At 69.5% G+C, this 24,560-nt stretch carries 25 protein-coding genes and 4 pseudogenes; 13 read left to right on the plus strand and 16 right to left on the minus strand.

Annotated features, from left to right (window positions below):
- Positions 1–6: 6 nt before the first annotated feature.
- The 9 genes and pseudogenes from BMX74_RS39945 to BMX74_RS43575 form a co-directional block, all read right to left on the minus strand.
- A complete protein-coding gene (locus BMX74_RS39945; RefSeq protein ID WP_091105622.1) occupies positions 7–1,302 on the minus strand; it encodes a hypothetical protein in 1,296 nt (431 codons plus the stop codon).
- Positions 1,303–2,331 carry a LacI family DNA-binding transcriptional regulator gene (locus BMX74_RS39950; protein ID WP_055502030.1) on the minus strand — a complete coding sequence of 343 codons (1,029 nt, stop codon included), beginning with the start codon at positions 2,329–2,331 and terminating at the stop codon, positions 1,303–1,305. It abuts the gene before it with no gap.
- The gene (locus BMX74_RS39955; protein ID WP_091105624.1) at positions 2,332–4,041 is read right to left on the minus strand and encodes a glycoside hydrolase family 36 protein; all 1,710 of its coding nucleotides are present in this window, start codon (positions 4,039–4,041) and stop codon (positions 2,332–2,334) included. It abuts the gene before it with no gap.
- 2 nt (positions 4,042–4,043) lie between these two features.
- Positions 4,044–4,853: a carbohydrate ABC transporter permease gene (locus BMX74_RS39960; protein ID WP_055502028.1), complete on the minus strand. Its 810-nt coding sequence runs from the start codon at positions 4,851–4,853 to the stop codon at positions 4,044–4,046.
- Positions 4,850–5,752, minus strand: a complete 903-nt coding sequence (locus BMX74_RS39965) for a carbohydrate ABC transporter permease (RefSeq protein WP_055502027.1) — start codon at positions 5,750–5,752, stop codon at positions 4,850–4,852. Before BMX74_RS39965 ends, BMX74_RS39960 begins: the two co-directional genes overlap by 4 nt.
- A complete protein-coding gene (locus tag BMX74_RS39970; protein WP_091105625.1) occupies positions 5,749–7,056 on the minus strand; it encodes an ABC transporter substrate-binding protein in 1,308 nt (435 codons plus the stop codon). The genes BMX74_RS39965 and BMX74_RS39970 overlap by 4 nt, the downstream gene beginning before the upstream one ends.
- Entirely contained in the window at positions 7,053–8,138 is a 1,086-nt protein-coding gene (locus BMX74_RS39975; protein ID WP_256257577.1) for an aminotransferase class V-fold PLP-dependent enzyme, read from the minus strand. Before BMX74_RS39975 ends, BMX74_RS39970 begins: the two co-directional genes overlap by 4 nt.
- Positions 8,139–8,246: 108 nt before the next feature.
- A complete protein-coding gene (locus BMX74_RS39980) occupies positions 8,247–8,567 on the minus strand; it encodes a hypothetical protein (protein WP_143078929.1) in 321 nt (106 codons plus the stop codon).
- A gap of 28 nt (positions 8,568–8,595) precedes the next feature.
- Positions 8,596–8,694, minus strand: a pseudogene (locus tag BMX74_RS43575) (SDR family NAD(P)-dependent oxidoreductase); the annotation flags it as partial.
- A gap of 426 nt (positions 8,695–9,120) precedes the next feature.
- Here BMX74_RS43575 and BMX74_RS44630 point away from each other — a divergent pair.
- Positions 9,121–9,291 (plus strand): hypothetical protein, encoded by a 171-nt coding sequence (locus tag BMX74_RS44630; RefSeq protein WP_177227693.1) that lies wholly within the window; start codon positions 9,121–9,123, stop codon positions 9,289–9,291.
- 53 nt (positions 9,292–9,344) lie between these two features.
- Positions 9,345–9,803, plus strand: a complete 459-nt coding sequence (locus tag BMX74_RS39990) for a DUF5990 family protein (protein WP_055502022.1) — start codon at positions 9,345–9,347, stop codon at positions 9,801–9,803.
- Positions 9,804–10,415: 612 nt separating this feature from the next.
- On the opposite strand, the gene BMX74_RS39995 is transcribed toward BMX74_RS39990, so the two are convergent.
- Entirely contained in the window at positions 10,416–11,156 is a 741-nt protein-coding gene (locus BMX74_RS39995; RefSeq protein WP_177227694.1) for a CPBP family glutamic-type intramembrane protease, read from the minus strand.
- Positions 11,157–11,264: 108 nt separating this feature from the next.
- On the opposite strand from BMX74_RS39995, the gene BMX74_RS40000 reads away from it, so the two are divergent.
- On the plus strand, positions 11,265–11,876 hold the full coding sequence (locus tag BMX74_RS40000; RefSeq protein ID WP_091105632.1) for a TetR/AcrR family transcriptional regulator: 612 nt from the start codon (positions 11,265–11,267) through the stop codon (positions 11,874–11,876).
- Positions 11,877–11,905: 29 nt separating this feature from the next.
- On the opposite strand, the gene BMX74_RS40005 is transcribed toward BMX74_RS40000, so the two are convergent.
- Entirely contained in the window at positions 11,906–12,112 is a 207-nt protein-coding gene (locus BMX74_RS40005) for a hypothetical protein (RefSeq protein ID WP_091105633.1), read from the minus strand.
- A gap of 111 nt (positions 12,113–12,223) precedes the next feature.
- Between BMX74_RS40005 and BMX74_RS40010 the strand changes: the two genes are divergently transcribed.
- The 6 genes from BMX74_RS40010 to BMX74_RS40040 all read left to right on the plus strand — a co-directional run bounded on the left by BMX74_RS40010 (position 12,224) and on the right by BMX74_RS40040 (position 18,640).
- On the plus strand, positions 12,224–12,817 hold the full coding sequence (locus BMX74_RS40010; RefSeq protein WP_256257578.1) for a cation diffusion facilitator family transporter: 594 nt from the start codon (positions 12,224–12,226) through the stop codon (positions 12,815–12,817).
- Positions 12,818–13,281: 464 nt separating this feature from the next.
- Positions 13,282–14,022, plus strand: a complete 741-nt coding sequence (locus BMX74_RS40020) for an MFS transporter (protein ID WP_143078931.1) — start codon at positions 13,282–13,284, stop codon at positions 14,020–14,022.
- A gap of 211 nt (positions 14,023–14,233) precedes the next feature.
- Positions 14,234–14,431: a hypothetical protein gene (locus tag BMX74_RS40025; protein ID WP_091105638.1), complete on the plus strand. Its 198-nt coding sequence runs from the start codon at positions 14,234–14,236 to the stop codon at positions 14,429–14,431.
- A 268-nt stretch (positions 14,432–14,699) separates the two neighbouring features.
- Positions 14,700–16,481, plus strand: coding sequence for a DUF4132 domain-containing protein (locus BMX74_RS40030; protein ID WP_091105640.1), 1,782 nt, complete (start codon positions 14,700–14,702; stop codon positions 16,479–16,481).
- A 300-nt stretch (positions 16,482–16,781) separates the two neighbouring features.
- Positions 16,782–17,222: a hypothetical protein gene (locus tag BMX74_RS40035; protein WP_055502014.1), complete on the plus strand. Its 441-nt coding sequence runs from the start codon at positions 16,782–16,784 to the stop codon at positions 17,220–17,222.
- A 161-nt stretch (positions 17,223–17,383) separates the two neighbouring features.
- On the plus strand, positions 17,384–18,640 hold the full coding sequence (locus BMX74_RS40040) for an IS701 family transposase (RefSeq protein WP_420538162.1): 1,257 nt from the start codon (positions 17,384–17,386) through the stop codon (positions 18,638–18,640).
- 175 nt (positions 18,641–18,815) lie between these two features.
- Here the strand turns inward: BMX74_RS40040 and BMX74_RS40045 are convergent.
- Positions 18,816–19,463, minus strand: a pseudogene (locus BMX74_RS40045) (transposase); the annotation flags it as partial.
- Positions 19,464–19,586: 123 nt separating this feature from the next.
- Between BMX74_RS40045 and BMX74_RS40050 the strand changes: the two are divergent.
- A complete protein-coding gene (locus BMX74_RS40050; protein WP_256257580.1) occupies positions 19,587–19,778 on the plus strand; it encodes a peptidoglycan-binding domain-containing protein in 192 nt (63 codons plus the stop codon).
- A gap of 149 nt (positions 19,779–19,927) precedes the next feature.
- Here the strand turns inward: BMX74_RS40050 and BMX74_RS40055 are convergent, their stop codons facing one another.
- Both BMX74_RS40055 and BMX74_RS43580 read right to left on the minus strand, forming a co-directional pair.
- Positions 19,928–20,671, minus strand: a complete 744-nt coding sequence (locus BMX74_RS40055; protein WP_091105643.1) for a hypothetical protein — start codon at positions 20,669–20,671, stop codon at positions 19,928–19,930.
- Between the two features lie 22 nt (positions 20,672–20,693).
- The gene (locus BMX74_RS43580) at positions 20,694–21,563 is read right to left on the minus strand and encodes a hypothetical protein (RefSeq protein ID WP_143078932.1); all 870 of its coding nucleotides are present in this window, start codon (positions 21,561–21,563) and stop codon (positions 20,694–20,696) included.
- A 257-nt stretch (positions 21,564–21,820) separates the two neighbouring features.
- Between BMX74_RS43580 and BMX74_RS40060 the strand changes: the two genes are divergently transcribed.
- Entirely contained in the window at positions 21,821–22,273 is a 453-nt protein-coding gene (locus tag BMX74_RS40060) for an NUDIX domain-containing protein (RefSeq protein ID WP_091105645.1), read from the plus strand.
- Between the two features lie 16 nt (positions 22,274–22,289).
- Here BMX74_RS40060 and BMX74_RS40065 read toward each other — a convergent pair.
- Positions 22,290–23,129 (minus strand): annotated as a pseudogene (locus BMX74_RS40065) (IS5 family transposase).
- 373 nt (positions 23,130–23,502) lie between these two features.
- Between BMX74_RS40065 and BMX74_RS46865 the strand changes: the two are divergent.
- Positions 23,503–23,586: pseudogene (locus BMX74_RS46865) on the plus strand (recombinase family protein); the annotation flags it as partial.
- 64 nt (positions 23,587–23,650) lie between these two features.
- Here the strand turns inward: BMX74_RS46865 and BMX74_RS46160 are convergent.
- Complete coding sequence (locus BMX74_RS46160) at positions 23,651–23,836, minus strand: hypothetical protein (protein WP_256257581.1); 186 nt, start codon at positions 23,834–23,836, stop codon at positions 23,651–23,653.
- A 97-nt stretch (positions 23,837–23,933) separates the two neighbouring features.
- On the opposite strand from BMX74_RS46160, the gene BMX74_RS40075 reads away from it, so the two are divergent.
- The gene (locus tag BMX74_RS40075; protein ID WP_091105646.1) at positions 23,934–24,551 is read left to right on the plus strand and encodes a hypothetical protein; all 618 of its coding nucleotides are present in this window, start codon (positions 23,934–23,936) and stop codon (positions 24,549–24,551) included.
- Positions 24,552–24,560: the final 9 nt, after the last annotated feature.

Consider the following 24,560-nt stretch of genomic DNA (forward strand, 5'->3'; position numbering starts at 1 on the left):
GCCCGTTCAGCCGCGTTCCACGGTGACCGTGGCGCCGGGCGGGACGTCCCGCGTGATGGCGGAACCGCCGGGGAAGCGGGCGGTCCAGCGGTACGTCACCTGCTGGGACAGGTTGGTGAGCGTGCTGGCGTGCTCGCCGTCGTGCCGCACGGCGACGCTGCCCCGCCCGATCGGGATGCCGGAGACGGCGACCCAGCCGATCTCCGCGGGCAGCCTCGCGAGGGTGGTCAGCGCGTTCTCCGGCGCGTTCGGCCGGACCCCGAGCAGACCCTCCACCACCTGACTCACCAGGGTGAAGGAGACCTCCGGGTAGTCGCCGTTGAGCCCGCCGGCCACGTGCGGGGCGGTGCGGGCGTGGAAGATCTCCCGCATCCACCGCCAGGCGGTGCGCGGCCTGCCGTGGCGGAAGAAGACGTCGGGCAGGTAGGTCCACGCCTCGATGTTCTCCGGCCGCTCGGGGCCGCTCGCCCGCGCGTCGATGTAGTCGAGGTAGGCCGGGTCGTCGCGCAGGCCCTTCAACGGCATGAACCAGCTGTTCTCCGCGCCCCACCCGGTCACGGGCCGCCCGTCGAAGGTGAAGCCGCGAGCGCCGTTCCACTCCTGCTCGTAGTGGTGACGTAACTGCGCGGCCAGGGCCTCGAACCTCTCGCCGTCCTCGCCGCGTGCCCTGGCCAGCTCGGCCATCGCCAGGTGGGCCGCGTACTGTGCGGCGATGCCGTCACCGGCCACCGCGAGCGGCTCGCCGCTCAGCTCGTTGTAGCTGGCGGTGCCCTCGAAGATGCCCGTGCCCTGGCCGGTCGCGGGCAGCGCGATCGCGTTCGCGCAGTAGTCGCGCAGCACGGCGTCGTGGACGTAGGCGGGCTCGCCGGTCCAGCGGTGGAGCGCGGCCACGCACTCCACCAGCTCGAAGACCGCGGGCACCTCCCTGACGAACTCGTCAGGGCCGCGGTAGTCGATCGACAGGTAGGAGCCGTCGAAGTTGAACGCCCACACCGGACGGTGGCCGTGCTCCTCCGTGGCGGAGGCGGCGAAGCAGCGCAGCATCGCCAGATTGGCCTCGGCCAGGCCGAGCAGGTGCGCGCCCGCCGCCTGGTGGACGAAGTCGCGGGCGTAGAACCCGCTGCGGTGCGCGTACCCGGCCCAGTAGGAGGGCAGGTAGACGCCCTCACCGGTGCCGTGCGGGTGCCGCTCGTCGACGTTCACCGGCCCGCGCGTCCCGCCGGGATGGGCCCAGCGCAGCGCGCGGTCGCGCGCCCACGCGAACATCGCCACGAGTTCGTCGTGGCCTGAGTCAAGCTGCATTCATGGTCCTAGGCTCGGGCGGATCACCAGCTCGCCGGGGAGCATGAGCCCCGCCTGCGGGGTGACGCCGTCTTCGATGATCTGGAGGAGGCGGCTGATCAGCGCCTCGGCGATGCGGCGTAGCGGCAGCCGTACCGTGGTCAGCGCCGGCTGGAGGAACGCGGTGATCGGCAGGTCGTCGAAGGCGGCCACGGCCAGGTCCTTGCCGATCTCCAGCCCGTGGGCGCGCGCCGCCGTGTAGACGCCGAGCGCGAGCCAGTCGCCGCCGGCCACGATCGCGGTGGGCCGGTTGCGCCCGGCCAGCAGATCGCGGGTGGCCGTGACGATCTCGCCCGGATCGTCGCCCGGCACGGAGTACACCTGCCCGGCCAGGCCATGGCGCCGCACGCCCGCCAGGAACCCGTCGCGCCGGTCGTCCATCCACGGCTGCCCGGACGTGGAGGCCAGGAAGGCCACCCGCCGGTGCCCCCTGGCCGCGAGCAGACCGACCAGGTCGATCACCGCCTGCACGCTGTCGACGTCCACCCAGGACTGGGGCTGATCGGGCAGGGTTCTGCCGAAGGCGGCGAACGGGAAACCCGTGCTGGTCAGATGGGCCACGCGAGAGTCGTCGCGCAGTATGTCGGACAGCAGGAATCCGTCCACGGTGCGGGCGGCGATCAGCTCGTCGAGCGCCTGCTCCTGGCTCTGGCCCGGCCGGGGGCGCACCAGCAGGATGCGGTAGCCCGCCTCGCCTGACGCCGCCACGACGGCTTCGAGGAAACCGCCCATCAAGGGGTTGGGGTTGGCCGGGTCGTCCACCGGTGTCGGGTAGGCGATGATCCGGCGGGTGCCCGACTTCAGGCTGCGTGCCGACTGGTCGGGCCGGTAGCCGAGCTCTTCGATGACCGCGGAGACCCGCTCCAGCGTCTCGGCCTTCAGCCGGTGCGGGGCGTTGAGGGCGTTGGAGATCGTCTGGCGGGACACGCCGGCCGCTCTCGCGACGTCCTCGATGGTGACCCCGCGCTCGCGCGGCCGGCGTGCGATCACTCAGTCTCTCCTCAGCGTGAGCAGGCCGCCCATGGGGACCTCGACGACGCAGGCCCCGGGCTCCAGCACGAGCGTGGAGGTACGGACCACGGCGCCGCCGCAGTCGTGGACCTCCGCGTGTGCCGAGCCGGTGCCGTACAGGACGACCCGCCGGTCAGGGGCGGCGTTGGCGACGATGAGTTCGCCGGAGTCCGGCACCTCGACGGGCAGGGGTGCGTACCGGGCGACGATCGTGGTGCGTTCGTCGCGTGCCCGGACGAGCGGGTAGCCGTGCTCGGGCTGCTCCGGCTCCAGGGTCCCCCGTTGGAGGGTGCTCAGGTGCCGGCGGAAGATCCCCAGCCAGAACCGGATGGCGGCGAGCTGGTCGGGGCGCTGCGCCGTCAGGTCGACCGAGATCTGCGGCACCGAGAACAGCGCGTTGATCAGGTGCACGGCCACCTGCTCCGCCGGCTCGTCGGGATGCCAGAGGATCATGTCGGAGTGCACCGCCACGGGACCGGCGGTGAGCCGCAGGTCGATGGTGCGCTGCCGGTTCTCCTGAGAGCTGAGCGGGCAGTCGACCGCTCTGATCATGTTCGCGTACGGCCACAGGCCAGGGCTGGTGTAAGGCTGGCGGTGCTCGATCAGCACCTGCGGCCTGGTGCGGCGGAGCCGCGCGTCGAGGTCGTGCAGCAGCCGCCTGACCCCTTCGTCCACATCCGCGCAGTCGGTCCCGGCGCCGGGCGCCGGGTCGCCGCCGGGGGTCGCGAAGCGGTCCACGAAGTCGATCTTCAAGCCGTCCATACCCCAGGTCTCGACGGCCTGGGCGAGCCGATCGATGAGGAAGTTGCGCACCTCAGGATAGCGAGGATCAAGCACGGCGGCGTCCATGTGGTCGAGGTAGCGCAGGAACCTGCCCTCGAAGCGCTCGAAGGCGGCGTTGTGCTTGCCGACGAACGGCAGCGCGTACCAGAGCAGGTAGGCCATGCCGAGTTCGCGCACCCGAGCCACATGTCCCGAGATATCAGGGAAGGTGGCCAGGCTCGGCTCCCAATCGCCGCAGAACGCGTACCCGCGCGCCCGGTCGGCGGTCTGCCAGCCGTCGTCCACGATGATCGTCTCGCAGCCCAGTTCCCTGGCCAGCCTCGCCTGGGTCTCCACGGACTCGGCGGAGACGTCCTGGTGCATGCTGTACCACGTCGAGTAGACTGGAAGCCGGGCACGGTCCGGCGTAGGAGGCAGGTCGCCCGCCTCCTCCTGCCACCAGGCCGCCACGCCCGCCACGGCCGCGGAGAAGGGCCGGTCGGAAAGGTCCAGCCGGATCCGCAGCCCCTCGCCGTGCAGCGTGAAGACGAACTCGCCGGTCTCCTCCATCACCCCGCCGGTGAAGCTCACCTGGGCCAGCGGCTCGGCCAGACCGACCGTGCAGACGTTGGCCCCGGCCGTCCCCACGAGGGAGACCACCGGCGAGCCCGCGGTCAGCCTGGACACCAGCGGCGCGCTCCAGATCGGCGGCACCCAGTGGGTGCCGCCCACCGGCGTCCAGAACGCACTGACGCTCACGCACGGCACCCGCCACTGCGCGGCCGTGGCCCCTGGCGCGTCGATCAGCCAGACGCCGTCGGAGACCTGCGTCACCGTCGCGTCGGCCGCCCCGGCCAGGGCCAGTTCGAGCGCTCCGGCCCGTACCCGCGTCGTCTCGCCGAGCGCGTAGGGCTCCCAGACCTGCATGCTTATCCTTTCGTGGCACCGGCCAGCAGGCCGGAGATGAACTGTTTCTGGAGGATGAGGAAGAGCACCATCATCGGCAGCGAGGAGATGGCGGTGCCCACCATGACCTGGCCGAAGTCCGTCCTGGCCAGCCCCTGCAGGGAGGCCAGCGCGACGGGCAGGGTGTACATCTCCGGCGTGCGCAACGCGATCAGCGGCCACAGGAAGTCGTTCCACGCGCCGAGGAAGAGGAAGACGGCCAGCGCCGCCAGCACCGGGCGCATGACAGGGATCACCACCCGCCACAGCACCCGCAGCTCGCCCGCGCCGTCGACCCTCGCCGCGTCGAGCAACTCGTCGGGGACGGCCAGCAGCGACTGACGCATCAGGAAGATGCCGAACGGCACCGACAGGCTCGGCAGGATCAGCGCCGGGAAGCTGTCGATCAGCCCGATGTCGTTCATCATCTCGAAGATCGGGATGATGGTCACGCCGCCGGGGATGACCAGCGTCGACAGCAGCAGCACGAAGAACAGGTCGCGCCCGGCGAACCGGAACTTGGCGAAGGCGTACCCGGCCAGCAGCGAGACCACGATCGCGCCCGCGGTCTGCGCGACTGCGACGAAGAGCGTGTTGCCCAGCACGTTGACCAGCCCGATCGACTCCTCCAGCTTCGCCGTGTTGGCCGCGAGCTGGTCGCCGGGATAGAACTTCGGGGGCCAGGAGAAGATGTCGGAGTTGGCGTGCGTGGCCGCCATGGCCAGCCAGTAGAACGGCCCGACGCACAGCCCGAACACCGCGGCGAGCACGAAGGTGAGCGTCCAGCCCTTCATCGTTTCTGCATCCTCATCTGCGCGATCCCGAATCCGGCCACGATCAGTGTGAGCGCGTAGGCGATCGCCGCGGCGTAGCCGAAGTCGAAGTAGCGGAAGCCGTTCTGGTACAGGTACAGCGAGATCGTCAGCGTCGAGTTGTCCGGGCCGCCGCCGGTCAGCACGAACGGCTCGTCGAACAGCTGCAGGGTGCCGATCGTGGAGAGCACGACGGTCAACAGCAGGATCGGCCGCAACTGGGGCACCGTGATCGACCAGAACCTGCGGGCCGGGCCGGCGCCGTCCACCATCGCGGCCTCGTAGAGATCCTTCGGGATGCTCTGCAGGCCGGCCAGGTAGATCACCGCGTTGTATCCGGTGTAGTGCCAGGTGAGCGCGATGACGATGGCGATGCGGGCCCAGAACGGGCTGCCCAGCCAGTCGATCGGCTCGACGCCGAAGAGGCTGAGCAGCCAGTTGAGCAGTCCCGCGTCCTTGCGCAGGATCACCGAGAACATCACGCCGTAGGCGACCAGGCCGGTCAGCGACGGCATGAAGACGCCCAGCCGCCACAGGCCCCGCAGCCGCACGAGGGAGGAGTTGAGGCCGAGGGCCAGCAGCAGCGCGAGCAGCAGCATGATCGGGACCTGGACGACCAGGATCAGTCCCGTGTTCCACAGGGAGGTCCAGAACAGCGGGTCGTTGACCAGCCGCACGTAGTTGTCCAGCCCGACGAAGCTGCGTGCCGCGCCGGCGCCGGTGGTCAGGCTGATGTACATGGCGGCCAGGATCGGATAGGCCTTGAACACCATGAAGCCGAGCAGCGCGGGCAGGACCAGCAGGTAGGGGACGGTCCGCCTGGTGACGAACGGGCGCCTCGGCACCGTCGTCCGCCCCGGCCGCGACAGGGTGAGCGTCATCCCGCGAGCTTCCTGTTCGTCTGCTGGGTCAGCAGCGTGGCGGCCTCGGTCAGCGCCGCGGCCGGGTCGGCGCCCTTGAGCAGGACACTCGTCTGCGCGTCACTGGCGATCTTCAGCGCCCTGGCGTAGTCGCCCGAGTAGTAGGTGGCGTCGGCGCCTTCGGCGAGCGCGTCCACGAAGGTCTTGAGCGCGGGCTGGTCGCCGAAGTAGGGCTGGGGGGCGGCGAAGGCCGGGTCGGAGTAGGCCTCGGTCAGCGCGGGGAAGACGCCGCCCTCCTTGAAGGCCTTGGTGACGACCTCCGGCTTGGTCAGCGCGTACTCGACGAACGCGAACGCCTCCGCCTGGTGCGGGCTGGTCCCCGAGATCGACAGATGCGTCGAGTTGACGATCGCGGTGCGCTTGCCGCCGGCCGTGACCGTGGGGGGCTGCATGACCCGCCACAGGCCCTTCTGCTCCGGACGCATCTCGGGGATGTAGCTGACGGCCCAGGCCGCCCAGGGCAGCACGGCCAGCTTGCCGCCGCTGATGAGCTGCTTGGCGGTGTTCTCGCCGGAGGTGTCGGCGACGATGCCCGCGTCGTTCATCTTCTTGATGAGGGTCATCGCCTGGACGGCCGGCGGGGAGGAGAGCGTGACCTCGCCCTGCTGGTTGAAGTAGAAGGCGCCCTGCTGCTGGAGGAGCGACTGGAAGAAGTCCATGTCCGCGCTGCCCGCGGCGGGCTTGTTCAGCCCGATGAGGAAGGCGCCCGTCTTCTCCTTGAGCGTCTTGCCCGCCTCGATGGCGTCGTCCCAGGTCTGGATCTTCTCCGGATCGATGCCCGCCTTCTCGAACAGGTCCGCCCGGTAGAAGAAGCCGACCGGGTTGACCTCCCAGGGCATCGCGTAGACGCCGCCGTCCTTGCCGGTCACCGTGGGCCACAGGCCCTTGGCGAAGGCATCCTTGTACTTGTCGGCGCCGAGCTTGCGCAGGTCCGCAAGCCCGCCGGGGAACTTGTCCATGTACCCGGGCAGGTAGTCGACGCCGATGTGCAGCACGTCGGCGAGGCCCTTGCCTCCTGCCGCCATACCGATGGTGATCTTGTCCCAGATGGCAGGGTTGCCGACCGCCTGGACATCGACCTTGATGCCGGGATGGGTCTGCTCGAAGTCCTTGGCGACGGCGGCCAGACCGTCGGAGGCGGGCTTCCAGCTCCAGACGGTGATCTTGACGGGCCCGCTGCCCTTCTCGGGGGTCTTGCCGCCACAGGCGGCGAGGGCGAGCGTGCCGGTGAGGGCGAGCGCCAGGGCTCCACGACGGTTGATCATGTGTGTGTTTCCCTTCGGGGGGTGAGTGCTGCGCGCAGCCGGTCGGCGGTGTCGACGGGAGTGGTGGCGTGCGGGGAGAGCCGGATCCAGCCGCCGCGCAGCGTGGTGGTGAGCCCGGCGGCGCCGAGCGCCGCGTGCGTGCTCACGGGGTCGCGGCCGGGCAGTCGCACGCGCGCGATCCCGGCCGGCTCGCCGGGGACCAGGACTTCGGCGCCTGCGGCCCTGGCGGCGTCCAGCAGACTCGCCAGGGTTCGGGCGATCTGCCGGGCGATGTTCGTTTCTCCGGCGGAGAGCACCAGGTCCATGGCGGCTCCCAGCGCGGCGACGGCGGTCAGGTCGGGATTGGTGGCCGTGTGCGCGGCGGCTCCCGCCAGCGGCGGCGCGGGGTGCCGGACTCCGAACGGAGCCCGCACGCCCGACCAGCCGCCGAGACCTGGGGCGAGGCGGTCGGCCACCCGGTCGCGGACGAGCATCAGCGCCGCGCCCCAGCCCGCCCGCAGCCACTTCTGCCCGCCGCAGGCGAGCACGTCCGCCGCCGCCACCTCCAGCGGCACCGCGCCGAGACCCTGGACGGCGTCCACCACCAGCAGGCGGTCCTTGCCCAGCACCTCCTTCAGCGCACCCAGCGGGGCGCGGTACCCGGTCGTGGCGTCCACCGCGCTGACCGCGAGCGCCTTGACGTCGTCGTCGAGGTGCTCGCGCAGGACGTCGGCGGTGATCGCGCCGGAGTCGATCCAGCGTGGCCGCGGGCCGCCGCGTTCCTGGAACCGCAGCCAGGGGTAGACGTTCGCGGGGAACTCGCCGCGCGGGACGAGCACCACGCCGCCGTCCAGCCCCGCCGCGGCGGCGAACAGCGCGTGGCTGGTGGAGGAGACGAAGGCCACCTCGTGCGGGGCGCAGCTCAGCAGGCGGGCAGCGGCGGCGCGTGCGCCGCTCGCCTGGAGCTCCAGTCTGGTGAGCGCCGTGGACGGATCACGGGCGAGCGACTCCGTGGCCTGCGCGACGGTCCGCGCGACGGCCAGCGAGGGCGGCCCGATCCTGGCGAAGTCAAGATACCCGGCCGGTTCCTGGAACTGGCTCAAGTACGCAAATTGAACGTTCAAACCAGCTCCGACCAGGTAAATGACAGCGCGAGAGGAGGTAGAGGGGGGAGAGAAGCCCAACTACCGGGGAAAACCGTATTTGAGCGTTCATATCCCGCGCAAGAGGAAGTTCGCCGCGAGGCGACGGAGCGGGGGATCAGGAGATGACGGAGGCTGAACGCGCGACGCCCGCGGACGGGGGGAGGCCCGCCGGCGAGGCGAGGCCTCGGCGTGGACATCCCGTCGCTTGAGGTGGCGGTGGAACTGGGTCAGCACGCACATGGTGTAGGCGTTCTTGCCCACCGTGCTGCCGTGCGGTCCGGCCCGGAACGCCAGGCGCTTCCACGACCCGCTCACCAGCGCTACGTCGATGTCGTCCTCGGTCACCATCTTCTTACGGCTGTCCAGCAGGCGCGGCAGCGTCTTCATCGCGGCCCGCACCCGCTGCGCTCGGACTTCAGGCGGCGATGTGGGCTGCGAGCCGGTCCGCGATGCGGGGCTCGCGGCCGAGGAGTTCGGCCAGCAAGGGGTCGGCTCCGGCGAAGTAGCCCGCACGGGCCACAGTTGGGCCTCTCCAGGTTCAGGCTGCTCTGAGCAGGGATGACGCAATCGCGTGTACCTGGTGACAGCTTCGTTGACGACAGGCCGACCCGCACACCGCGTCGTGCCAGCCGGCCACGTCCCGGTCGCTGGCCAGCACCATGTGGTGGGTGCGCTGGTGGACGAACAGGTGAGGGTCCAGGCCCACCCACGCCGACGCCGTCGTCATGCCGCCCACGCTAGGCCGAGCTCGCCCCCGCGCGTACCTGCGTTTCCCGACTTCGCCGACAGACCGCACGCGCGTGCGCGCGAGCGGCTCCCGAAACTCCCGCTCCACGGGGACACGGGACGCCCGTGGTCCCATGCCTCGCTCGTGGCAGGGAAGCTCCTGGGCGGGCGAGGCTTTCGCCGCCGCCCCCTGCGGTGCCAGGAAAGTCCTCAGGTGACCCTGCCAACCGCAGGGCGACCGCGTCGCGGGACGGCTCAGCTGCTCACCCCGGCCGACCGGCGCGGCCTGACCCTGTTGTTCTGGCAGCACGTACGCTCCTGCGGCGAGGTACGGCTGAACCTGAACGCACGGCTGAACCTCGGCCGGCTGCCCGCCCAGCCCTGACCAGGACGGGCCGGTTGCGGCCGCCGCTGTCTCGGCTTGGGCATGATGGGCAGGTGCTGATTCGTATCGAGGCGTCCGAGCTGCCGGGACGCGAGTGCGGGCGGGATCCGGACTTCCCCGGCTACGCCAACATCCATGTCGGGGTGCAACGGCGCGAGCGCCGCGAAGAGCTGCTCGGCCTGACGCCGGGCGATGCCCCGTCGGCGGCCTGGGAACTGGAAGTGACGCCCACCCGGACGGAGCCCGGTTGGGATCTGCGTGGCCCGTTCGTGCAGGGCAGGCCGGGAGGCCGGTTCGTCTACCTGTCGTGGGGGACGGTGGGTGAGGACGGGGCGTTCGCGATGTTCCGGCGGGCCAAGCTGTGGCTGGACGCGATCCCCGCCCAGGTACTGGAGGACGCCGTGGCGGGGGGTGTGTTGGTGGCACGGTTGGGGCTGACCGACGCCAAGGGGCAGCCGTTGTGCGCGGCGGTCCGCCCCCCGCTGGTGGAGTGGTCGGCTCCGTCGGGCTGAGGGTCGCCAGCCGCCGCGATCTTCGTCATCACCTGTCCAACTGGTCTCCCACCGGGTGGATCCGGCCGGCCTCGGTCGCGTACTTCACGGTGGCCGCCACCTGCCGGGTGCGCTGGGTGGCGGCGATCGGCGTCGTCCAGCTCGTCTATTCGGCTGTCGACGCCCGCTGGATCATCGACAGGAACCTGGAGCGCTACCTGATCCACACCGTCGGCGAGGGCCTGCTGCCGGCCATCCTCATCGGCGGTGGACTCGCCTACGCCGCGTCGCTGCGCTGGCGGGACCGCATGCAGCCCGGCCGCAGCGCTGGCGGGACCGCATGCAGCCCGGCCGCAGCGCTGACTGAACCCTGCCGAGACCGGGTCCAGGCAAGGCGGAGGCGCAGGCCTCGCGCGCGTACGCGTGAATGCCTCGCGAAACTCACCCTTCACCGCCCACGGGACCACAGGCTGCCCGTGCTCCCGTGCCGGGTGAGCGGGTCAGGGGCCGGCCTCGTAGCCGGGCGCGCCGCTGCGGCACAGCGGGCGGCAGGGCTGCCCCGTGGTAGGGCGGAGCCCGGCGCCGCCCGGGTCGTGGGTGGGGGCCGCCCTGCCGGACGACGCGGTCAGCGGCTCAGACCAGCGCGCCGGCCAGCAGAAAGATCGCGGTTCCGTGGGCGAGGGCGGCCGCGATGACACCGGAGCGCAGCCGCAGGAAGGCGCAGATCAGCCCTTCGTAGAGGGTGAAGGCCAGGAGCGGCCAGCCGACGTCGGTCACGGTCGAGGCCAGGAAGGCGTGGCAGGCGGCGAACAGCAGGGCCGACAGCAACGCCGCGCGAACGGCTCCGGCATGCTGCTCCAGCCGGCCCTGCAGGAACCCGCGGAAGAGCACTTCCTCGGCGAGGTTGCCCGCCAGACTGAATGCCAGCAGCACCGGCAGCAGCGTGACGGCGACCGAGCCGCCCCGCGCCGGCAGCGGCGTCGGCAGCGACAGCAGCAGCACCGGGGCGGCGGCCAGCGCGCCGCCGCCAATGCCGAAGGCGAGGGTGACCGGGGTGAAGCGGCCCCAGCGCACCAGCGAGCGCAGCCCGCGGTCCACACACAGCACGGCGGCGGTCAGCGCCACCGTGCCGAGGCCGAACAGCAGCAGGATGCCCGCCTGGTCGGTGAAGCGCAGCCATGGCACCCCTCCCGCGGCGCCCAGCCGCCAGAACCCGAGCGGCGTCATCGCATCCCTGATCAGGACGAAGCCGAAGACGAGGATCAGGATGCGCAGCAGCGGGTCCCGCTCGTTGCGCGCCAGCGCGAAGGACGCGCCGATCAGCAGCAGGCCGGGCAGGATCCAGGCGCTGTAATCCAAGAGGCTGGGCAGCACGAAGACGTCTCCGTTCGAGGGCGAGGGGACGAGGAGAGGGGCGGGCGATCGGCCCGCCGTTCAATAATGCGAGCTATTCTCAGTTTTCGGTACTCGCATTGGAGGCTCGTGCTCACGCCGCGTAAACAGCCCCGCCAGCAGCGCTCCCGCGAGACGGTCGCGGTGATCCTGGAGGCGGCGGCTCAGCTTTTCCAGCGCCATGGCTACGCCGGCACCACTACCAACAAGATCGCCGAACGCGCGGGGGTGTCGATCGGATCGCTGTATCAGTACTTCCCCAACAAGGACGCGCTGCTGGTGGCGCTTGCCGAGCACTACCTCACGCAGAGCGCCGAACAGGTCGCCCAGGTCTTCAGCCGCGCCGCCGAGCATCGCCCGTCCCTGCACGATCTGCTCACGGACCTGGTGGGATGCGTGGCCGATCTGCACACCGATCGGCCGGAGTTGCACCGGCTGCTGTTCGACCAAGCCCCCCGCACCCCTGGCCTGGTCACCCGCTTCCGGCAAGCCGAACAGCAGATCGCCGGCGCCCTGGCCGGCGAACTGCGCCGCCTTCGAGCCGGTGGCCCCGATCCGGGATTGAGCGCGCTGCTGGCCGTGCAAGGAATCGAGGCGCAACTGCACGGCGCCCTGCTCGATCAGCCAGACGGCCGCGACACCAGCGGCCACGTGCAAGCCGTGATCCGTCTCTGGCACCGAGCTCTTGCCGCAGCGCCGTAACGGCCGGGAACGGGATCCGCTCCTCCAGGTCAGCGCAGGCGCCTTCTCACCTCCGCCCCTCCGGGGTGGTGGCGACATCCCCGTGATCCCGCGCCGCCCCCCACGGCGGCGGCCGCGACGGTCAGCGACCACCCGGCCCGCTCCAGGGCCGCGGCCAGGCGCTCGCGGCCGGCCAGGTTCAGGCCGGCTTCCTGGAGATGGTGGGTGAGCAGTTCCAGATGCGTGGCGAAGCGCATGCCAGGCGTCGGCGGCGATGTCGGCCAGGTCGCGCTCGTCAGGGGACGGCGGGGAGCGAGCGGGCTCACCAGGCCCCGACGGTACGCCGGGAGCCGACACCTGTCCGGGCCTTGGCAGACCTCTTCCGCATCGACTCCGTCCACACCGGCTCCGCCGGTGTAGACGGGTTCCTCGGCAACGAGTGGGTCGCCCGCTACCGGATCAGGGTGGGCAGGGAGATCGGCTCGGCGGCGCTGGTGGCCGACGGCCTGCACGCCCGCACCGACGGCTTCACCTCGCTGGCCGTGCTGCTGGGAGCCGGTGGGGCGGCGCTCGGGTTCCCGCTGGCCGACCCCATCGTGGGCCTGCTGATCACCGTGGCCATCTGCTTCGTTCTGCGCGACGCCGCCCGCGAGATCTACCACCGGCTGATGGACGCGGTCGACCCCGAGCTGATCGCCCAGGCGGAGGAGACCCTGGCGGCGGTGCCCGGTGTGGAGCGGGTCGGGGCGGTCCGGCTGCGCTGGGTGGGTCACGCGTTGCGGGCCGAGGTCGAGATCGGCGTACGTCATGACGCCTCGCTCATCGAGGCGCACGGCGTCGCCGTGGAGGCGGAGCACCGGCTGATCCACGAGTTGCCGCGGCTTCGTGCGGCGACGGTGCACGCCGACCCGGACGGCCCGGCCGGTACCGATCATCACGCCGTTCTCCTCACCCACCGGTAATGCCAGGTAAGGGCTGTTCTGTCGGTAGCTTGTGCCAGGATGACGCGTCGGCGATTCAGGGGGACGGCGCATGCTGAGATCTTTGCCCGTGGCGGCCAGGACGCTGGTGTGGGTGCGCATCCTCAACGCTCTCGGCGCCTACGCCCTGTCGTTCCTGGCGGTGCTGACCGGGCCTGAACTGGCCGCGGTGGCGCTGGCTCTGTTCGGGGTCACGGCGCTGATCTCGCGGTGGGCGGGGGCGTTCCTGCTCGATCGGTTCTCGCCGCGCACGGTGCTGGCCGCCGGGTTGGTGGCGACCGGCCTGTCGCTGGCCGGGCTCGCGCTGGCGCACGGCCAGGTGCAGGTGCTGGCGGCGATCGCGGTGGTGGGACTGGCCTTCGAGGTGTACGAGCCGGCGTCGCAGGAGTTGCTGGCCCGGGCGAGTACGGGAGAGCCGGCGGCATCACGCGTACGCGGTGATGGGAGTGGCGCTGTCGGCGGCCGGGGCGGCTGCGGGGCTGCTGGCGGCGGTGCTGCTGCCGCTGGGAGTGCGCTGGCTGGTGGCCGCCGACGCGCTCACCTGCCTGGTGGCGGCGGCCGTCGCGGTGACCTTCCTGCCCCGTGAGCTCGGCGGAGGCGGCGGCCGCAGACAGCGTGCGGGAGCAGGTGGGCGGTGGCGGCCACCTGCGGCGCTGATGCGACTGACCGTGGCGGGCACCGCGTTCGCGGTCGGCTCCCTGGCCGTGATGATGTACCTGCCGCTGGCGCTGCTGGAGCGGGGCGCGCCGGCGTGGCTGCCGGGCCTGGCGCTCGCGGGCGCGGCCGTGCTGGCGCCGGTGGCCCTGTGGCCGTCCCGGCGGCTGCTGGCCGGGCGCTCGCATGCGGTGATCCTCGGCGTCGGCACGGTGCTGCTGGGGGTGCTCGCGCTGATCATGGCGGTCACGGCCAGTCCAGCCGTGACGATCGGCGCTTACCTGGCCTGCACGGTACTGAACACTGTGCTGCTGGGCCGCTGGCAGTCCGCCGTGGCCGACGCCGCGCCCGAAGCCGATCGACCACGCTGGTTCGCCTTCCAAGGATCTTCATGGGGCGTGGCGCAACCGGCCGTGCCGCCGCTGGCCGCGCTGGCCGGCACCGCGGCCGGCGCCGTGGGGGCGGGCGCCTTCCTGGCGGCCGGCGTGGCTTTCCTGATGGTGCCCTTCATGCTGCGCCGCATCGCTGCCTGACCTCGATCAGGACCGGCGGCGCGCTCCGGGGTCTCGCCCCTATCCGGACCGGGAAGATCGCCGCGCGCGGCAGCCTCGGCCCGCTGCTGACCGTCCAGCCGTACCAGCCTGTCTACGAGGGCGACCGGCCCAGCACGGCGGAGCGGGCGCGCACGGCAGGACGGGAGGCCATGCATCAGTCGTGGGCCGACGCCCAGCGGGAGGTGGAGGAATGGTTCGACGCGCGCGCATCGACGAGGCCGCCGCGCGCCGGATCTTTGGCATCCTCACCTGGTTCTCCCGGACAAGGGAGGCCTACGACCGGGAACGCGACTTCATGATCGGCCAGGGCATCCCCGCCTCGTTCCTTCCCGATCCCGAGCCGGGTCGTTTCGTCTCCTCGGCCTCCTCCTCCCGAGCGTGTCCCTAGCCCCCACAACTAAGCTGATCTGCGCAGGTCAACCGGTTTCCGAGAAGATCGTGTTCTCGGGAGCGGAGACGGTCACGACTTTTGAGAACACGCGCAGCTGAGAGGCAAAACCCCAGCTCGGCACCTCTGTGAACAGGGCTATGTCGCCAGTTGGCGGCTGGGGCCACCTCCGGGAGAAGGACGCCGGACACCCAGGTCTCGAGTGACCCGCTGGTAGTCGTCCAGAACGGCGATCTTCATTCGGACATCATGCGACTACGATCACCGGGTGACGTTCGCGGGGAATTGGGATCATCTGGAACCGGCTACCAAGGAGGCCTACCGGCGCTTCGACGCCCTCACGGAGCAGGGCCTCGACCCCGGCCCTGGCACCGACTGGCGCCTCTACGGCACCTACGCTCACACCAAGCTCTGGCTCGGCCCGCAGGGCGGCCACGACTACGACGAGCGCGTCCTGCGCCTGGTCCGCACCGTGGCCGGGCGCGCCATCGACTGGACGCCCGACGACGCCTGGAACCTGGCCGAACGCGCCGGCTACTGGGCCCGTCAGGGCCATACCCGCCACGAGGAGCTCTATCGGATTCCGCTGTCGGCCGCCCACCTGCTCCATCCGCAACAGCGCCGCGACCTGTTCGGCCACCTGACGGACCTCGGAGAGCTCCAGCCGCTCCTGGAGAGCCTGCTCACCGAGGAGGGCCCAGCCGGTGCGGTCAGAAACGTGATCGGGGAGGCCGACCCCTTCGCCACGATGCTGGCCGAGGAGTACGGCCTCCGCCTGGCCGGAATGCTGCCGCTGCTGCGTCACTGGGCCACCGCCGACACGCCGGCCCCAGGCGACGGCTGGTTGCCGGTCGTCTGCGACCTGCTCACTTCTGAGGCCATCGCCCTGGTCCACGAGCTGGTCATCCGCCTGGCCGCCTACCGGGGCGGCCCGTTCGTCTGCCACCACGCCGACATCAGCTGGAGCGAGGACCGCTTCCTGAAGGGCCGGACCGTCTCGGTGGTGCGCGGCCTGATCTGGACCTGCGAGGTCATCGACGAACCTTGGGTCCCGTCGCTGCTCGCCGACGCCGCCGTCACCTGCGGCACCGGCCACGATGGCCCCGGCTCCACCTGCCGCAGCGAGACCGTCGCCAACGGGGCCGTCGGCGTGCTGGCCCGCCGGGGCGGACCCGAGACAGTCGCCCCGCTGGCGCTCATTCAGGCGCGGGTGCGGGCGGCGTCCGTACAGGAGAATGTCACTCGCGCGCTCGATGCGCTCGCCGACGCGGCCGCGCTGACCCGCGACCAGTTCCTCGACCGCACTCTGCCCGCCGCCGCCACGCCCAGAGAGGTCGAGCAGGCGCGCACGGCCGCGCGCTACCGCCTGGAACAGGCGCTCATCCACCAGCGCGAATGGACCTGGCGTGAGGTCGGCGAGCACCTCCTCGACCACCCCGTCACTGGCCCTGACGCACGCACCCTGGTGTGGCGGATCCCCGGCGGCCCCTCAGGCCTGCCAGTCAGAACCGTCGACGGCTGGGAACTGGCCGGGCGCCGCCCCGAGGGCCCTGTCGCCTTGTGGCACCCGGCCGACGCAAGCGCCGAGGAGGTGGGCGCGTGGCGCGAGAGGGGTCTGGCGCAGCCGTTCGAACAAGTCCTCCGCGAGGTGTACGTGGAAGAGCCGGACCGCGTCGCCGGTCACGTCGTGCGCTACGACCTGGCCCGGACGGAGCTGATCCGGCACGGCTGGACCGGCGTGTCGATCGGCTACTGGGAGCACGACTGTCACGAGGGGCAGGGCGAGGTGGTGCGCGACCTTGCGGGCTGGCAGGCCCGCTGGCTCCTGCGCGTCGTCGAGGGCATGTCCGACGAGGGCTGGGACCTGGACGCGCTGTGCGCGACCAACCCGATGACCTTCCACCGCGACGGCCAGGAGGTGCCGGCGGCGTCGGTGCCGCCGCTGGTGCGGTCGGAGATCCTCAGAGAGGCCGACCTCACAGTCGCCGCCGCTTCGGCCGGCCCAGACGCCCAGCACCTGGTCGACCACTACGACGGATATTGGCACTAGAAGTTATGCAGCACCGACACGACGATGCCCAGGATGACGGCCTCGTCGCCGTCGATGTCGCCGCGGGCGGGGTTGCGTGGTCTGGGGACGACGTCGCCGCCCCGTCGCCGGAACTCCTCGACGGCGTCCTTCTCCCCGAGGTGGCCCCAGCCGCCAACTAGTACTCCAGCCGTAGATCGTGATCTTGCCGCTGGGGGTCGGCGTGGAGGCGACCAGAGTCGCTGGCGGTCACACCATCGACCTGCACTGAGGGCCCGAACCGTTCGCCGACTGTCGGAGCGCACTGTCAGACTTCTCGGCGTGGGCATCTACTACGATTACTTCAGCGCACCCGACGATCAAGCAGCGGCATCAGCCTTTGCGGAGGGACCTGATGACGCCGGTTTCGACACGGTCTGCGTCAAGACGATCGACCCCGCTGTCCTGCTCGGGCAGGCGGTTGCGCTGCTGATTTGTGAGCCTGTGTCACGGGTTACCGGACATCCCCGGTTCGTTCATCTGGTGACGAGCTCGGAGGCAGAGAGCACCTGGATCGTTACTCTGCCCGACGAGGTGCGCGATGCCATGGCGGACGCACCCTGCGAGCGACTGGCCGAGATCTCTATACCGTGGTCGCAAGCGGAGGAGTTCTACGGCTGTGCCGATCCCGGCGATCTTGCGGACTTCCTCAACGAGCTTGCGGCACTGGCTCGGCGGGCTCGGTCACACGACCACGGACTCTACTGCCACATGGTGCTCTAACCGCGCTGTTCCCCGGTCGGCCGACGCTCGCAGTGCCCAGTAGCCATCCCTCGATCGGAGGCTGAGGCCGCGGCCACCGTTGACCATCGGGTGTTGTGTGGACAAACGAAGATCAGGCAGTGGCCGTGGGGCACAGCGTAGTACCTGCCCGGTGGCGGTCGATGTTCGACCAGCTGATGGGCCGCATTGCAGGCCGGTTCGTGCGGGTCGAACCGCGCCGCCGGGCAACGGCGTTGGTACTCGGCCTGCTGGCAGACCTGCCGAAGAAGAACTGCTGGACCCTGGCCGAGCACGCGGGCGACGCCAGCCCGGACGGCATGCAGCACCTGCTGCACCGCGCGAAGTGGGACGCCGACGCGGTCCGCGATGACATACGCGCCTACGTGATCGAGCACCTGCGCGACGACGAGGCGGTGCTCGTGGTCGACGAGACCGGCGACCTGAAGAAGGGCACCACGACAGTCGGCGTCCAGCGCCAGTACACCGGCACCGCAGGCCGCATCGAGAACTCCCAGGCCGCCGTTTACCTGGTCTACTCTGCCGCGCGCGGCCATGCCGCGATCGACCGCGCGCTGTACGTACCACGCTCGTGGACCGACGACCCCGACCGCTGCAAGGCAGCCGGTGTCCCGGACGGCCTCGCCTTCGCGACCAAGCCCCAGCCCGCCGCCAAGATGGTCACCCGTGCCCTAGACGCGGGCACGCCAGCCCGGTGGGTCGCGGGCGACGAGGTCTACGGCGACAACCCACACCTGCGGGCCGCGCTGGAAGACCGCCCCATCGGCTACGTGCTGGCCGTCTCCAGCACCCACCAAGTCACCACGCGTGCAGGCAAGTTCCAGGCGAAGACACTGGTCGCACGGATCCCCAAGCGGGCCTGGCAGCGGCTGTCGGCCGGAACGGAAGCGAAAGGCGAGCGATACTACGACTGGGCCCATCTCGACATCACCAGCCCGACCGGACGGCCCGGCCACTGGTCGCTGCTGATTCGCCGCAACCGGCGAACCGGCGAACTCGCCTTCTACCGCTGCTTCTCACCCCGGCCGGTGCTAGTGTCCGAGCTCGTGCGGGTGGCCGGACGACGCTGGACGATCGAAGAGACCTTCCAGGCCGGCAAGGGACTGACCGGCCTGGACGAGCACCAGGTCCGCCGCTGGACCTCCTGGCATCGCTGGGTCACCCTCACCATGCTCGCCGCCGCGTTCCTCGCCGTCACCGCGGCCACCGAATGCCGCGACCACCCCGCACCCGACGAGCTGATCCCCCTGACCCGCAGCGAGATCCAGCACCTGTTCGCCGCACTGATCAGCCCAGCCCACGACCTGGCACACCGGCTCCGCTGGTCGCAGTGGCGACGCCGACACCAAGCCCGCGCCCGCAACTCGCACTACCGACGGCAAACAGCCACCCAGCCATGAAGATCACGATCTACGGTTGGAGTACTAGCGACATAGCCGTGTTCACAGAGGTGCCGAGCTGGGGTTTTGCCTCTCAGCTGTGCGTGTTCTCAAAAGTCGTGACCGTCTCCGCTCCCGGGTCGCGTCCACGGACGTGGTGTATGAGTCGATCTTCGCGTGATCCTGTTTCTGCAGGTTAAGCGGTGAGTGTCTGTGGGATCTGGTTCTGGGCGGGTGTGTCGCCTGGGATCACCCGCATCCGGGCTTTGGCCAGCACGTCCAGGCCCATGTAGCGGCGGGCTTCGGCCCATTCGTCGGTCTGCTCGGCCAAAACGGCACCGACCAGGCGGACGATCGCGGCCCGGTCGGGGAAGATGCCGACCACGTCGGTGCGGCGGCGGATCTCCTTGTTCAGCCCCTCCTGTGGATTGTTGGACCAGATCTGTTTCCAGACCTCGCGGGGGAAGACGGCGAAGGCCAGCAGGTCCTCGCGGGCGCCGTCCAGATGCTCGCAAGCGGCCGGATACTTGGCCTCCAACGCGTCGATCACCCAGGCGTGCTGGGTGCGGACCTGCTCGCTGGTGGGCTGGTCGAAGATGGTGCGCACCAGCGTGGCCACCCACGGCTGCGCCGATTTCGGAACGGTGGTGAGCAGGTTGCGCAGGTAGTGGGTGCGGCAGCGCTCACGCACCTTCTGCGTCAACGCATCCAGCCAGACGAACGTGTAGGGGCCGGCATCCAACGTCCGGGTACGGAAGGCCTCGACCTGCTCATCCAGAGTCTTGGCCATCTGAGACACCTGGCTCTTGGAGATGTGTTTGATGCGGAGCTGCTCGACCAGCCGCGGCTGCGGGCATGGCTGCACGAGGGGATGCCGAAGCCCGGCCAGCCCACCCCGCCCTCGTCCGGGGACGGGGTGCCGGAATGGCCAGGTCGGCTGCTCGCCTACCAGCCGGGCCAGGCGATGATGCGTGGCCACGATGTGACGGTGTGGCAGCGGCAGATGTACGCCCGCGGCTGGCGTATCGACGTGGACGGCGTGTACGAGCCGCGCTCCGCCGAGGTGGCACGCCTGTTCCAGAAGGAGAAGGGGCTACCTGCGGACGGCGTGGTAGGCAGGCAGACGTCGGAGGCGGCATGGGCCGCGCCCGTCACGTAGCCGAGAGGCCGCGGTCGTGGCTGCTGTCGGGTCTGAGACGGGCTCGCGCTGGCCGTAGGCATGGTGGCGGCCAGCGCGATGGCGCCTCTCCTGCTTACCGATCAGGACATTAGCTATCGGCCGGACATAGCCCACCCGAATTTCGCCACCTACTCCTTGAACCCTTGTGCTTTAAGGTGGTCTACCAGGCTCTGAATGTCTCGGTATTTGAGCCAGCCAGCCCCGCCAACGTTGAGCTTTTCGAGTCCGCCGACGAGTGAGGTGGCGCCGCTGGTGGCGCCCTGCTTGGCTAGCTGCGGGTCCTCAAGTATCAGTCCTTGCGGCGGGAGGAGCATGAGCTGGGCGTTCGCTGGCAGCGGGGCACCCGGATTGGCCATGGGAAGTTCCTGAACCGGCCTCTCGATGGGGAAGACGAGCACTTTGGTGCCGACCGGTAGGGCCTTTTCGAAGTCCTCGACAGACTTTTCAGGCTTCCACTGCTTCGCGGGAACGTTGGGCTGGCTGAGAACCGCGCCTTGGGAAAGTTCGATGAAGACAAGGTTGTCAGGGATCGACTGTCGGCCCTTGACCCCCTTGAGCGGTTCTGTCACTCGCACCCGCATGACGACACGGTAGTCGAGTGGGCCAGCAGTGCTGTCGAGGATGGGGCCTTGCTGCCAGCCATCGATCACGCCGGCGGCGACGATTGGCTTGGCTGTGGCGAGCTGTTCTGGCGTCTCGTAAATGGGAAAGTCGCGCTCTGCGGTCCGGAGCACGGAGATGTCGAGGCCTCCCTTGCCTTCTGCGTAGGCGAGGGGCTGTGTGGGGTTGACCTGCGCGCCGTGACTGGAGCTGCACGCGGATAGGGCCGTGACCGCAGCGAGAGCGAGAGCGAGGATGAAGGGTTTCCTCATGGGTCCTCCTTTCTTGGAGCGGTCAGGCCCAGTGCGGGTTGATGTGGCCGATGTGGTGAGGGTTGTAGGTGTGCGTCCATGTCCCGGTCACGTCGCCGATTCTCGTGACGTCCCCGCTCGCCATGCAGTCCTGTGGCTGGCCGAAGGCGCCTGGTGGCTCCGGAGGTGACAGTAGTGGGCCATAGTGGTTGAGGCCAGTCGTGTGCCCGAGTTCGTGGCAGACGGTCTTGATGTACTGCTGATGGGCGTTGCTGCTGGTCTTTATCATGCTGCTGTTGATCCGGGTGTGATTTTGGTCACAAACGTTTGGATTGGATGCCGTTCTGACCTTGCATTCGACTTCGCCGTAAGCATCCGTGACCCATACTTCGAACCACGCAACGTCGGTGGCCGGCGTTCCGTCTGTTTCGGAGTTGGTGGTTTCACAGGGTGAGTGAAACGGCACTCCCGGTATGTTTGTTGCGGAGTCGAGATAATTCATCGCACCAGGAATGTAGGACTTAAGTCCCGTGGTTACGGACGAGGTGTAGCAGTAACTGTGCGTGCTCTTGTCTGGCGGAATGCCGTCGAAGGGCCAGAGGTCCGCAACTGCAGGGGTTGCCGTCGTCGCGACGATGAGTCCGGCGAGGACTGCCGCTGAGGCGACCTTTATTCCATGGCGCATCCATGAACCCTTTCGGTGGGTGGTGGTGGAGGCTCGACTGCAAGACTTGATCTTGCCGATCAGGCTTTCATGAATCAAGTATTGACTTACGAAAGAAACTGCTATGTCAAGTTCTGTAATCTGATGACTGCAGTCCGACATCGAGCTGGAGGTTTTCCAGCCGGAGGGCAGGTGAAAGTGAGCGTATTTCGCGGCATCTGTATGCGGCACCGTTGATGCAGTCGTCAAGGTTCTCTCTAGCCAGGGCGCGACCCTGAGCAAGCCAGAAGCGGGACTGGCCTCCACGGGCGAATATGCGGAGATGTTGGCCGGCGGCTACGGCGCCACACGAGGAGACGCTCGCTCTCCCCTCGAGGTGCGGGTGCGGACGGGCACTAAGGGACGCACACATCCCCGCTGTTCGCGACTAGCGAGAGAGGGGCGAGACGATGCCGCCGCCCATCGACATCCGCGGCCAGAACACAACTTGACGCTACGCTCCCCAGATGACTCACCTGGAACCACTTCTAGACTCCGCTGGCCGAGAGGGCATCGGGAAGTTCGTGGTTGGCGCCGTCATTCACTCCGCAGGCCAAGTACTGATCCTGCGCCGGTCGACCAGCGACAGTTATTTGCCCGGTATCGAAGAGTTGCCGTCCGGCGGTGTCGAGCCGGGCGAAGACCTCATGACGGCCCTGGCCCGCGAACTGGGCGAGGAGATCGGCTGGACGGGACCGCTCTCCACCGACCCGGGGTTCGTCGCGACCTTCGACTACGTCACCGGATCAGGGCGCAGAGCCAGGCAATACACCTTCTCTGTCGCGTATCGCGGGCAGTCGATCGCCTTGTCAGCGGAGCACACCTCGCACCGATGGATCCACCCGGTCGAGGCGGGCGACTCCGACCTCACGGTAGAGAGCGCCCAGACGATCCGAGAGTGGGCGGAGAAGCACTCCTAGAGCATGTCTTCAAAGGTCATAACCAAAGCAGGAGAGAAGCGATGGTGACCGCGGCGGTGTAGGAGGTCGCCGTCTTGTCGTAGCGAGTGGCGAGGCCCCGGAACTGCTTGAGCCGGTTGGAACAGCGTTCCACCACGTTGCGGCGTCGGTAGATGGTGCGGTCGAAGGCGGGCGGCCGTCCGCCGCGGCTGCCGCGCCGTAAGCGGCCTGCGACCTGGTCAGCCCGCTCCGGGATGGTGTGGCTGATGCCGCGCCGTCGCAGATAGGCACGGATCGCTCGGGAGCTGTAGCCCTTGTCGGCCACGACATGGTCCGGGCGAGTGCGTGTCCGTCCAGGTCCCATGCGCGGGACCTGGACGGCGGCCAGCACCCTCGGGCAGTCGGGTGCAGTCGTTGACATTGCCGGCCGTGACGATGAAGGCCAACGGCCGGCCCTGTCCGTCGCAGGCCAGGTGGATCTTGCTGGTCAGTCCGCCACGGGATCGTCCGAGGGCGTGATCCGGCGCCGTGCGGCCCCCCCTTTTCGGGCTCCGGCCGCGTGCTGGTGCGCCCGCACGATGGTGGAGTCCGCCGCGATCAGCCAGTCGATGTCACCAGCCGCGTCCGCGCGGGCCTGCACGGCCCGCAACATCGCGGTGAAGGTGCCGTCCAGCGCCCAGCGGCGGAAGCGGGTGTACAGCGACTGCCAGGAGCCATACCGTTCGGGCACGTCCCGCCAGGCACTACCTGTACGGATCTTCCACACGATGCCGTTCAGCACCCGCCGGTCGTCCTCTCGTGGACGCCCCATCCGCCCGGCCGGGAGCAACCCCTTCAGGATCTCCCACTCTTGGTCGGTCAGCTCATGACGGCGAATCACCCCGCCATGATGGCGCATCCTAGATCACTTTGAAGACAGTTCCTAGGGACACGTTCGGGAGGAGGAGGCCACTCCGGAGGTGTCCGTTAGGGGAACCTCAACCGGACACCAGCACGCGCAGCAGCGGAGATCACGAAAGCACAGCTCGACAAGCCGCTCCCGCGTCTCAGATAGGTGGTCCGCGGAACTGTCCGATGGTGGGGGGCTGAACGGTACGGTGGGCGGGTGGGAGAACTCGTCGGCTACGCCAGATGCTCGACCGTCGCCCAAGACCTCACCGCCCAGCGCGAGATCCTCACCGGCCTCGGCGTCGCCGACGACCGGATCTACCTCGACTAGGGCCTGACCGGAACCAACCCGGGCCCGGCCCGGCCTCGACCAGGCCCTGGCGGCCGTCCGCTCCGGCGACACCCTGGTCGTCCCGAAACTCGACCGGCTCGCCCGATCCGTGCCCGACGCCCGAGACCTGGCGACACCCTGGTCGCCCGTGGTGTGCGTCTCTCCCTGGGCGGCAGCATCTACGATCCCGGCGACCCGATGTCCAAGATGTTCTTCAACATGCTGGCGTCTTCGCCGAGTTCGAAGCCGACCTGCTCAAGATGCGCACCCGTGAGGGCATGGCCATCGCCCGCTCCCGTGGCAGGCTCAAGGGCCGGCAGCCCAAGCTCACCCACCGGCAACAGGCCGAACTCCTCCGGATGCACGTACCGGCGAGTACACCATCGCCGAGCTCATGGAGGTCTTCTCCGTCGGTCGCGCCACCGTCTACCGAGTGCTGGAGCGGATGCGGAGCACGAGCAGATGAGCTTCGGCAACTTCGCCCGCAAGGTGCGCGACCCCGCCCTGCCCCACCAGCGGCGGGTATCTGCGCTTCGCTCGTGCGTACAGCTCTATCGGCCGATCGGCTTCGAGGCGACCCTGAGTTTCCTGCACGCCAAAGCCGGGCCGTACCGCACCGATGAGGCCGCCCTGCTGCGGGCCCTGGCGATGCTGGAGACCAGCCGCTCGGCCTGGCAGGAGGCCAAGCACATCTACGCGGCCGCCCGACGAGAGGCCAAGCAACGCGGTCAGCGAAGCCCCTACCCCTACGACATCAATCCGTACACCCCGATGCACTGGTATGGAGCGCGCCGGGAGGCAGCATTGCATGCCGTGTTCTTCTGGCACCGGCGACGGCTGGCGATCCTGCTCACCGATGACGACAAGCCCGCACACAACCTTCGTGCATGCGTGCAGGCATGCCTCGATACGGACGGTCATCTACCCCCCGGGCAACGTCGGCTGCTGGTCGACTGTACCGACCAGTTCGATGCCCGTCTCCAACCCGCGCTCTACCGCGACGACCCGGTGGAATATCTCCGCACTCGCGACCTGGTGACCGTGGCCCGCCACCTTCAGGTAGCTACGTCGCCTCTGTAGTGCTGCCCA

Source organism: Nonomuraea pusilla (assembly GCF_900109355.1).
Lineage (GTDB): Bacteria > Actinomycetota > Actinomycetes > Streptosporangiales > Streptosporangiaceae > Nonomuraea > Nonomuraea pusilla.